Source organism: uncultured Brachyspira sp., from assembly GCF_934747485.1.
Taxonomy (GTDB): domain Bacteria; phylum Spirochaetota; class Brachyspiria; order Brachyspirales; family Brachyspiraceae; genus Brachyspira.
Window position 1 is genome coordinate 1 of the sequence record NZ_CAKVGN010000083.1, and the last position, 11,294, is coordinate 11,294.

At 28.0% G+C, this 11,294-nt stretch carries 8 protein-coding genes; 2 read left to right on the forward strand and 6 right to left on the reverse strand.

Features of this window, described 5'->3' with window-relative positions:
* Window positions 1-180 precede the first annotated feature (180 nt).
* Together Q0H31_RS11825 and Q0H31_RS11830 are read right to left on the reverse strand one after the other, a co-directional pair.
* Window positions 181-708, reverse strand: coding sequence for a hypothetical protein (locus Q0H31_RS11825; protein WP_295298437.1), 528 nt, complete (start codon window positions 706-708; stop codon window positions 181-183).
* A gap of 44 nt (window positions 709-752) precedes the next feature.
* The gene (locus Q0H31_RS11830; protein ID WP_295298439.1) at window positions 753-1,727 is read right to left on the reverse strand and encodes a P1 family peptidase; all 975 of its coding nucleotides are present in this window, start codon (window positions 1,725-1,727) and stop codon (window positions 753-755) included.
* A 150-nt stretch (window positions 1,728-1,877) separates the two neighbouring features.
* On the opposite strand from Q0H31_RS11830, the gene Q0H31_RS11835 reads away from it, so the two are divergent.
* Window positions 1,878-2,588, forward strand: a complete 711-nt coding sequence (locus Q0H31_RS11835; protein WP_295298441.1) for a response regulator — start codon at window positions 1,878-1,880, stop codon at window positions 2,586-2,588.
* Window positions 2,589-2,606: 18 nt separating this feature from the next.
* Entirely contained in the window at window positions 2,607-3,416 is an 810-nt protein-coding gene (gene thiD / locus Q0H31_RS11840; protein ID WP_295298443.1) for a bifunctional hydroxymethylpyrimidine kinase/phosphomethylpyrimidine kinase, read from the forward strand.
* A gap of 15 nt (window positions 3,417-3,431) precedes the next feature.
* Here the strand turns inward: thiD and Q0H31_RS11845 are convergent, their stop codons facing one another.
* From Q0H31_RS11845 to Q0H31_RS11860, 4 genes are all read right to left on the reverse strand, one after another.
* Complete coding sequence (locus tag Q0H31_RS11845) at window positions 3,432-4,583, reverse strand: glycosyltransferase (RefSeq protein WP_295298445.1); 1,152 nt, start codon at window positions 4,581-4,583, stop codon at window positions 3,432-3,434.
* Between the two features lie 53 nt (window positions 4,584-4,636).
* Window positions 4,637-6,847 carry a hypothetical protein gene (locus tag Q0H31_RS11850; RefSeq protein ID WP_295298447.1) on the reverse strand — a complete coding sequence of 737 codons (2,211 nt, stop codon included), beginning with the start codon at window positions 6,845-6,847 and terminating at the stop codon, window positions 4,637-4,639.
* Between the two features lie 454 nt (window positions 6,848-7,301).
* Window positions 7,302-9,566, reverse strand: coding sequence for a thiamine pyrophosphate-dependent enzyme (locus tag Q0H31_RS11855; protein WP_295298449.1), 2,265 nt, complete (start codon window positions 9,564-9,566; stop codon window positions 7,302-7,304).
* 14 nt (window positions 9,567-9,580) lie between these two features.
* Entirely contained in the window at window positions 9,581-10,612 is a 1,032-nt protein-coding gene (locus Q0H31_RS11860; protein WP_295298451.1) for a 2-oxoacid:acceptor oxidoreductase family protein, read from the reverse strand.
* Window positions 10,613-11,294: the final 682 nt, after the last annotated feature.

The window sequence follows — 11,294 nt, forward strand, 5'->3', positions numbered from 1 at the left end:
TTAAATTATGATACACCTATGCTATACTTTAAGAAATTAAGGAATTCCTAACTGCAATATGTCTGGCTCCTGTGCAGAAATTTCATTTTTGTTTAGGAGTGTGATTTATTGTGTGTTTTTTGTTATAAAAAATAGCATGGTATTTGATAAAAAAACTATATTACAAAATTAAATAATGTTTTAATTATATATTTTTTCACTAATATTAAAAGTTCCGCGAATATTTACTTTTGTGGATTTATTAGCTTCTATAATTGTTTTATCGAATGCTTCTATATTAAAGCTTACACTGCCTTCGCAATTTCCGATTACTTCTAAAGTGTTTCCATCATCATAAAAATTAAGTATTATATCGCCGCTTGCTGAAACCGATGATATATTGGGTACAATGTATTTTGTGATATTATCAACTATTTTATACTCGTTGTTTGATTTTCTTATAATATTTTTTTTATTTACTTCTATATCAGTGTCTGTATCTATCCCTATTATTAATGATGTTGGTATTACGGATATGATGTTTCCAGATTTTGAAATTTCTATTTTAAAATTTTGTAAATGAATTTCTCCAGCTATATCAGAATATGCAATCAATGTTCCATAATATATTCCTGCATAATCATCAATGTTTTTATATTGATTATTGCTGATATTATTACTAAAAGCTAATGTTGTAAAGATTAATATAAAAACAAATATTTTTCTCATTATTTAAAATATAGCAATTAAATATATTAATTTACTAAAAATAATTAAAAAATATCATTATACGCTTTTAGCCCATAAGCGGCACAAGTATTTTTTACAGCATTATTAATAGCCCTTCCCATTACAATAGCAGCCAAACTTCCAACAGCATCAATGCTTGCCTTAATATCTCCAACAGACATAGCATAAATACTGTCTCCGTCTAATGTGGTATGTACAGGCTTAATAGTTCTTGCAAAACCATTATGAGCCATAGAAGCTATTTTACCCATTTGTGTTTTTGTAAACTTAGCATTTGTTATAATAGCTCCTATTGTTGTGTTTTCTACTAAATTGCTTGTAAATGTTATTTCTTTATCTCTTGTAAGTTTTATCAATTCTTCTTCAGAACTTCTAAAGTGTTTCTTGTCTTCACTTAAAAGTCCTGCTAATTTTTTTCCTGTGTCATAATCAAATATATCCCCAAAAGCATTAACTGAAACAACAGCCCCCACTTTAACCCCATCAACTTCTAAAGCATAAAAACCTAAACCAGATTTCATAGCATAATCAACCCCCAATATCTTACCAACAGATGCCCCCGTGCCGGCTCCATAATTACCCATTTTTGGATTGTTATTTTCAGCATCAATACAAGCATTATAACCCATCTCTATATCAGGACGAACCTTATAATCTCCAATACGCAAATCAAATATACAAGATTCGCAAACCAAAGGAACTTTAGTAACTCCAACATCAAAACCGATATTTCTCTCTTCAAGATACTTCATAACCCCTCCCGAAGCATCAAGCCCAAAAGCACTTCCTCCGCTCAATAGTACAGCATGTATAACTTCAGTAGTTGCAAAAGGTTTTGTAAGTTCGCTTTCTCTCGAAGCAGGTCCTCCGCCTCGAACATCAAGAGAAGTATTAGCCCCTCTCTCGCATATTATTACAGTGCAGCCTGTAGCAGCTTCTGTATTTTGAGCATTTCCTATCTTTATATTCTCTATATCTGTGATTTTTATTTCTTTCATTATGTTACCCTTAATTTAGTATTAGTTTGTTATTAGTTATTAAACTATGCATTAAATACCTGTTTGATAATTATAACATAATTTGGTTTTTTTTCTTGATTTTAATTTTAACTATCTTATAATTAATATATAGGCAAGAGGAGGTGCTTTATGAGGGTATTGGTATACGATTCTAATTATATTACAAGAGATAATATTACAACAATACTTCTTATGCAAGGTTATGATGTTGTATCAGTAAAAGATAAAAAACGCATACTTTCAACTTGTTCAAAAATGCCTTTTTCTATTGCCATTATAGAAACGTCTCCTTATGATGAAGAGATTAATGCCATATTGGAAAAAATGCATTATGATGATATGTATCAAAATATTAGAGTTTTTATACATGTTTCAGAGATTATACCGGGTTTTGTTGCTAATATGTTTAAAATAGGTGTGGCTGGAATATTATTTAAACCATTTAGCGAAAAAGATTTTTTTAACAGATTTTCGAGTTTATTGTCTAAATCTAATTTGCTTCCTAAGAGAATAAAATATACTATTATTAATAATGTAAATAATGATATAGTTTTTAGGCATGAAGAAAGCAAACAAATAGTGCATGCTATGATATTGGGCATATCTGCGAGGGGGATAAAGTTTTTAATACCAAATGAGAATATTCATCTTAGTGTTGGATATAATATACCGCTTACTTATATGTCTATAGGCTCTTATAAAATGACATTTTCTTTAAATATTATAGAAGTGATAGGTAAGGAGTATGTTGGGCTATTTGAAAATTTATCTTCTTTTGACCATAAGGTAATTTGTAAATTTATATATGAAAAATATATAGAGAAAAATTTAGTATCTTAAGTATTTGGATTTTTTATTATGATTAAGACTTTAACAATAGCTGGTTTTGACGGCTCTGGCGGTGCTGGTATACAGGCTGATTTAAAAGTATTTTCTGCTTTGGGCTGTTATGGAATGTGTGTATTAACTGCATTACCTGTGCAAAACACTCAAGGGGTGAGAAGCTGTTATGAGATAGATATTAAAGCTATAGAAGAGCAGCTATATTGCATATTTGATGACATAACTCCAGATGCCATAAAAATAGGAATGCTGTTTAATAATGATATAATAAAACTCGTTGCAAACTTTTTAGATAATAATGCTAAAAATATACCTATAATAGTTGATCCTGTTATGGTTGCTAAGAGCGGAGACAGACTTCTTTTGGAAGATGCAGTTGAAAGCTTAAAAAAATATATTATACCTATTTCTACAGTGATTACTCCAAATATACCAGAGGCAGAAGATATTACAAACAAAAAAATTGTTACAGATGAAGATATGATTGCTGCTGCTAATGATATACTTAAAATGGGAGCAAAAAATGTAATGCTTAAGGGAGGGCATTTAGACGGAGAGCTTTCAAGAGATTTATTTATAAACTCTAAAGAGCGTGAGTTTCTTGATGCTGTTAGAATAGACACTAAAAATACACATGGCACAGGATGCACATTATCTGCTGCTATTTGCTCTTATATTGCTCATGGCAAATCACCATTAGAAGCTTGTATTTTGGCTAAGGATTATTTATTTAATGCCTTAGAGTCTGCTAAAATTGATAGTGTTGGCAAGGGGCATGGACCTGTTAATCATTTTTATGAGCTTTGGAAATATTTGAAGTTTTAATAATATTTTTTAATATTAATAAATTCTTTTTATATGAATATTTTGATGATTTATAGCATATTCTAATATGTCTTTCATATATTTATTATAAAAGTCTTCTGATAAATAATTTTTATCTTTATCAAAATATTTTATTGTAAATTGTTCCATACTATATTTAGTAAAATTATTTTCTAATTTATTTATTATATTTAAAAATTCTTTCGATGACATATATTGTATATCATTAAATTTTATTATATTATCATCACTTATATTTACTTTTCTTTTTATACTTCCAAGATGTACCCAAGCAAACCCGATAATGCTTCTTCTTTTAATTTTTAAAACTTCTATTCCATTATTTTGTAATTCATATTTATATTTGGAACTAGGATTAATTATAAAATGATCTCCTACACATCCATTACATGGAAAGTTTGAATTTATGTATAAATTATTATTTTTTAAAATTAAATCAAAACCGCCTAATATCAATGTCATATCTTTTTTATCTCTTATTTTAGAGAACAAAATAAAATCTTTAAAATTCAAACATTCTTCTAATCCATTATATTTATATTCTTTATCTTTATTAAATAATTTTTTTATAAATATTGTTCTAAAGTAATTTCTTATTTTTTTTATAGGTATATAAAATGAAATCTTATCTAAAATTAAAGCAGTATAAATATTTTTTTTACTATCATTATAATATAATAATATTTTTCTTATTTCTAATAATTTATCTATAAAATAAATTTGATCGGCATCTATTTTTATGTAATATTGATATTTTATTTTAATATATCCAAAATTATAATAATTTGAAAGACTATGAACATATCCATACTTATTTTTATCTTTTAATAAAACAATATCAAATGGATAAAAATATAATCTTATTTTTTTAGGATACTTTTTAGCGTATTTCATTAATATTTCTTCTGTACCGTCGGTAGATTTATTATATGTAATAATTAATTCGTCTAATGCATCTATACAAGAATCAATACATTGCCCTATGCTCATCGCTTCATCTTTAACTCTCAAATGTCCAGATATTCCTAATGGTCTTTGATTATCTAGTATTTTTAAATCTTCTTTTTTTACTATATATTCCATCTGATTATATTGATTTTTTTTACATTCTGGGCATTGACATAAATTAATATGAGAATCTTTCATTTTAACAAAACCACCTATATGAAATAGTATAATATATTTTATATTATTTTATATTATTGTTCAACTTGAGTTATTATATCATAATAATACTTTTTACCTTGAAATATATCTTGAGACAATATTCTTTGTGCATTCTCATATTTAAAAATATCAGAGTTTTCATCAACATTATTTTCTAATATTAAAGAATTGTTAGTAATTTTATAATATTTATGATATGTGCTTATAGTATCATTAATATTTTCTTTGTAAAGCAGTGAAATAACAGAGTTTTTATAATTTGTTATTCCAGCATTGATTGCTATAAACATTGGTATATTTTCTGGAACTATATTTATAGGTGCTTTATATGCTCCATTAGTGCCGTCCCATATAAGCAGAGGACTTGGGGAGGCATCATTTAGAAAGTTTTCTTTTAATTTTTTATCTACACTTGAGCGTTCTACTATTGCTCTTAAATATGGATATAAATGGTCATGCTTAAATATTATTAATGCATTTGGTGAATATTTTAATATTGTATCTCTAATTTTTATTATTTCTATTGATGTCATTACAGAGTTATCTATTGTTTCTAATAAATTTTCTACATCATTGCCATTAAAATAATTCATAAATTTTTTGTTTTTTTCTGCTATATTAAAATCATTTTCTATATGTGAATCGGTATGACCCAAAATTGTAAAGCCAGATACGAATAAAGGCTGTTTTAGGTTATTTATATTAGTTTCTAAGTATGTGTTTATATTTGTGATGTTTAATCCAAATATTGAATCACTAAAACCTATTGATGGATAAAATGTTTTAAGATTATATGTGTTCAATGCTTCTTCCAATGCCAAAGTGTAATATCCATTTTCATTTAAAAGACTTATTAAAGTATTGTTTATTTTTTCTGATTGAGTTTTTGGATATAAGGGGCTTGAGGCAGTAAGTCCGGATAGTCTTGCATAAAAGCTTCCATTATTAACATTTGGTGCTATTTTTCTTGAACTGTTTGCCCATTTTCTATATTCCTTGGGGAAGGGGTCTTTATTAAATAACTTTATAAAATGTGAATAATCATAAAAAGATTCTAAAAATATTAAAAATATATCTCTTTTATTTTCACTCTCTTGTAATAATAAATTTGATAAATCTCTTTTCTCTTCATATGCTTTTAATAAGTTTATAGAGTTTAATACTAATTCTTTGCTTGGTTTTATATTATTCATTCTGTCATAATTTATTCTATAATTTAGCGTATATATTATTCCTCTTTTATTTGCATTTCTTAAAAAATCTATGCTCCACATTTCTATTTTGTTCGGTCTTAAAAATAAAACATATGATATAGCTATAATTGATAATATCATAATTATTGCATTTGTTTTTTTTATTTTAAATATTCTATATAAATTGTACATAAATAAATATAATAATAATAGTATTGAAGAGAAATATATGAAGCTTGACAGTATTGTTATAATTTTCATTTGTATAGGAAGAACTGTTATAAGTGAAGAGTATAAATTAGGCATATCAGAAAATAACACAACCATATCTAATACGCTTAATGCAATAATTTCTATTACAAAAAAAGAAAAATTTGTTATAACACAAAATAATATAGTGAAAATTATTCTGTGATTTTTTATATTCATAAAATTCGGTATATAATATAGTAAATTGTATGATATTATAACAAATAAATAAGAATATAATATATCATAAATATTTGTCTGCAATTTTAGCATTGAAGATAATGGAAGAATTAATTTAGTTATTAGAAAATAGAGTAGTGTATGTATTATTAAGAGAACTATATATATTTTATAATTGTTTATTATGTTTGGTATTACATACAAATATATTATAGGAAATATTATTATTATTAAAATAAAAAATACAAAAACTTCTTTTTTTAATTTTAATTTATACTGAATATCTATTTTATCATTAAATTCTAAATTATTAGATGATATTAATTTATGGGATTGTTTTTCTTTATTATAATTAAAAATATAATCTGTATCATAATTGAAATATGGGTATACTTCAAATATATAGTTAAAAGCTTTGTTATTATGGTAGTTTATTTTGCAGTTATAATTATTATCATATAGCTTTTTAAAACTTGACAAATAACCTGTTTTCTCTACATTGCCAAGAATAAACAATATACATAATATACATAAAGATAAAAATATTAATGATATGAGTATAGAATATATTATGAAGAATTTTTTGTTTGTAAATATTAAATTTTTTATTTTATTTCTCATTAAAAAATAATTCTACTATAGAATATATAATTAGTCAAATTAGTTGTTTATAATATTATTTACACCCCCGCCCTTTATTCTTTATTGTTTTTAGTTGAATATTTAAATTTAATTTTTTATATTGTTTCAATTAGAATTTTTAGCCCCACCCAAGTTGCTATGAGATTTGAAATTTATTTAACGCACGGTGAATATATTTTGATATTTTGTTTAAATTGGATTAATAATGAAGCTTATATTTTAAATCTACTCTGCGTGCGGTTTTAAAAATAACAAATCTAAAAAAGTTGGGAGGGAGTTATATTTTTAGATTAAGCAATAAAGAAAAATAAGTTTAATTTTTTGTTTTGAATTAAAAGAAAAATAGGGTGGGTTTTAGAAAAAAATAAAAAATAACGGCTGCTAATATTTTTATTAACAACCGTTATTATTTATGTTCTAAGCTATTAGTTTATTATAGAACAGGACTTTCATGCATAGCTTTGATTCTAGCCCATCTTCTATCAACTTCAGCTTGGAATCTGTCAAGAATATCTTGATGTTTAAGAAGGTGTTTAGTTTTACCCATTAATTTTAACCATTCAGTAACAGGTAATTTTTTGTCATCAGCTACCATATTAGTTATAGTAGTAACACCTTGTTCAACCTCATATAATGGGAAGAAACAGCAATCAACAGCAGCTTTAATAATATCTTTACCCATATCATCAGGAGTTTTCCAGTTTAATGGACAAGTGATAAGAAGTTTAACGAAAGCAGTACCAACATTATTAGCATACCATTGAGCTTTAGCAGCTTTTTTAACTAAATCTAAAGGATAAGCTTCACAACCAGTAGCAATGTAAGGAACGTGACAACCATTAAATATTTGAGCAACATCTTTGTGGTTGAATTGTTTACCAACTTCAGCTTTACCAACGTTAGAAGTAGAAGTTCTATGACCTAATGGAGTAGAGAATGATAATTGGTTACCAGTGTTCATGTATCCTTCATTATCATATTCTAAGATAATCATTTTGTGATTTCTAATAGCAGCACCAATAGAAGGTCCCATACCTATGTCATGACCGCCGTCACCAGTAACCATTATGAAAGTAGGATCTTCTGGTCCGTCAATTTCGCCTCTTCTTTTTCTTTCATGATACATTTCAACAACACCAGAAAGAGTAGCAGCACCGTTTTGGAATAAGTTGTGAACATAAGTAGTTCTATAAGAGCTGTAAGGATAACCTGTAGTAACAACCATAGAACAACCAGTATGTACCAAAAGTACAACAGCACCTTCTATACCTTTCATAAAAGTATTGATACCAGAGAAAATACCGCAGCCGTTACAAGCACCATGACCTTGAGCATAACGATAAGCTTTACCAGTTAATTCTCTAAGAGGCGGAACTTTAACATCAAGTTTATGAGTTTGTTCATTCATAGTAACAGTGATGCCAGATTTTTGGCTCTCTAAAGTTAAAGGTTCATGTATAGGTTTCATTTTAACATTAGGATCACCCATGTATTGTTCTAGGTAAGAATGTTTTTCAACAGAACCAGCTTTAGCTAATTCTTTTAAACCTAAATCAAATAATTCTTTAGCTTTGTCAAGAGTAAACTCAGTACCGCCAAGACCATAAACTCTGCTGATAATAGAAGATTTGTTATTAGGATCATTTTTAAGAGCAGCTCTAATCTCAGTAGACATATTACCGCCCATACCAGAATAAGTATCTTGTCTGTCGCCTACAACAACTACTTTAACATTAGCAAGTAATTTTTGTAATTCTTTTTCAGGGAAAGGACGAATTTGAGTAATAGCAAAAGCACCTATTTTAAGGTTAGGGTTAGCTTTTCTCATTTCATCAACAGCCAAAGTACCAGTTTCATAAGAAGAACCGCAAAGCATTAAAGCAACTTCAGCATCTTCCATTTTGTAAGTTTCTATAGGAGAGTATTTTCTTCCAGAAAGAGAAGCAAACTCTTCAAATACTTCAGCAATAATAGCTCTAGAATCTTCCAAAGCTTGAGAAAGCTGTAATTTACTGCCTGTTAATTCATCTTCATTCATGTAAGGACCAATAGTAACAGGGTTCTTAGTAGGCTCAACAGAAGTAACTTCAGGAGTATATTTGCCTAAGAAATCTTGAACATCTTTATCATTTTTGAAGAGGTGAATTTTTTTCTTTTGGTGAGAAGTAAAGAATCCATCAGAAGAAACAATGATAGGAAGTTTAGCTTTCTCAGCAATTTTTAATGCAAATATATTGAAGTCATAAACCATCTGAGTAGTATGAGCCATAATGATGATCCAACCAGTGTTAAGAGCCATCATAACGTCAGATTGGTCACATTTAATATCTAATGGACCAGAAACAGTTCTGTTTACAACGTTTAATACCATAGGGAATCTAGTACCAGCTTGAACAGGTAATTGTTCCATAGCGAAAAGCAAACCGTTAGCAGAAGTAGCATTGAATACTCTACCGCCTGCAGTAGCAGCACCATAACAAATACCAGCAGCACCATGTTCACCGTCACCAGGAATCATGCAAACAGTATGTCTTCCATTAGCTTTCATTTCATCTAAGTACTCAGCAATTTGAGTAGATGGAGTGATTGGGTAATAACCCATAACGTGATAATTGATTTGAGCGGCTGCAATGGCTGCTAATTCATTACCACTTTCAAGTATGTTTTCTTGCTCAGCAAGATTATATTTTTGTGCCATTTATACGCTCCTTATTATTTTTTATAACGTCTGTATGTAAGTTTATCAACATCACAATTAGCTTCTACTTCTATTCTTAAAGCCTGCTGATCTTTTTCAAATTTACCAGAATAAGGTCCTTTAGGGCAAGCTCTAACGCATTTCAAACAACCTTTACAATATTGATAATCAATACCCATCATGTTCATAGCTGTTTTATTAGGGTCTTTCCTGTCTGGTCCTTTTTCCCAAACTATACAAAGGTCAGGGCAAACAACTTCACAGTTAGCACAATCAATACAATTAGCAGCATTGAATACAGGTATATTACCAGTACGAGTAACTTGTAAATCTTTAAGAGTAGAGTTACCAGCAGCGTTAATATAACCTCCTGTTAATTGGTTGTTTTTACCATATACAGGCTCTGGTTTTTTATAAGGGATATATGGATATTTACCGTCAGCTTTGAATTCTTTAACAACAGAATCGCTTCCGCCTCTTCTGAAAGCTTCAATATTAGGCTCAACTAATTCAGCTTTTCTTCCGCCGAATTGTTTTCTGATTTGCTCTTCAAATTTAGCAGAATCTATGAAATCAAGCTGATTAACCATAGCACCCATTATGATAGTATTAGCAGCTTGTGAAGGAAGTTTTAAATCATTAGCGATTTTTATTGCATCAATACAAACTACTTTACCGCCATGTAATTTAGCAAAATCTCTTGCCTCATCAGGTGTTTTATTAGTGTTGAAAATAACTATAGCATCTTCTTTAACACCAGCTAATGTAAGAGGGTTTTTAAGAAGATTCATGTGGAACACTGCCACTACGTGGGGTTCTTCTACAGTAGAGTTTACTCTAACTTCAGTTTCTGAAAACCTTACAAAAGATTTTACTGGAGAACCTTTCTTTTCTGAACCATAACTTGAGAATGCAGCACCATAGAAACCTTGTGTTAAAACGCCTACTTCTGCAAGCATCTTACCAGCACTATTAGCACCCATTCCACCGATACTTTCGAGACGGATCTCGAAAAATCCTAAATCATTGACTTTTGGGAGTTTCACAGTTTTATTCTCCTTTATTATTAAAATATGTGATTTTTGGGTTAATACTCTTATATATCAACTCATATATTCTACTACAAAATACATAAAAGTCAAATTAAATATTATTATTATACATACAAATATTTTAATGAATATTTAAAAATATATTTGATATACCTAAAAATTCAATATGCTGGTAAATACATATAGCAATTAATATATATTTTAGCTATTTGCAGCAATCTTTGATAATTATATAACTTTTTTTATCTTTAATAATAAATTTAATTGACATAAAAATTAATTTATGCTAAATTAATGTTATATGAAATACATTAAATTGATGCAAATTATAGACAGTCTACAGTCTACAGTCTACAGTCTACAGTCTACAGTCTACAGTCTACAGTCTTAACGAAAATTTATACTTTATTTTTATGCCTTTTCTTTCGGCATTGCATAAATTCTTTATTTTGATGATGAAATATTATATCTCTAAATATGATATTTTATTATATAAAATCAATATAATTAAAAAAAGGAGATAAAAAATGAAAAAGTTTATTGTTTTAGTATTTGTTGTGGCATTATTTGCAACTTCTTGTATATCACAACATAGGCATATAGTTGGTAATGGGCCTCAGACTGGTATAAAAGTAGAAAGAAAACAGTGGTATGCTTTATGGGGATTAGTTCCTGT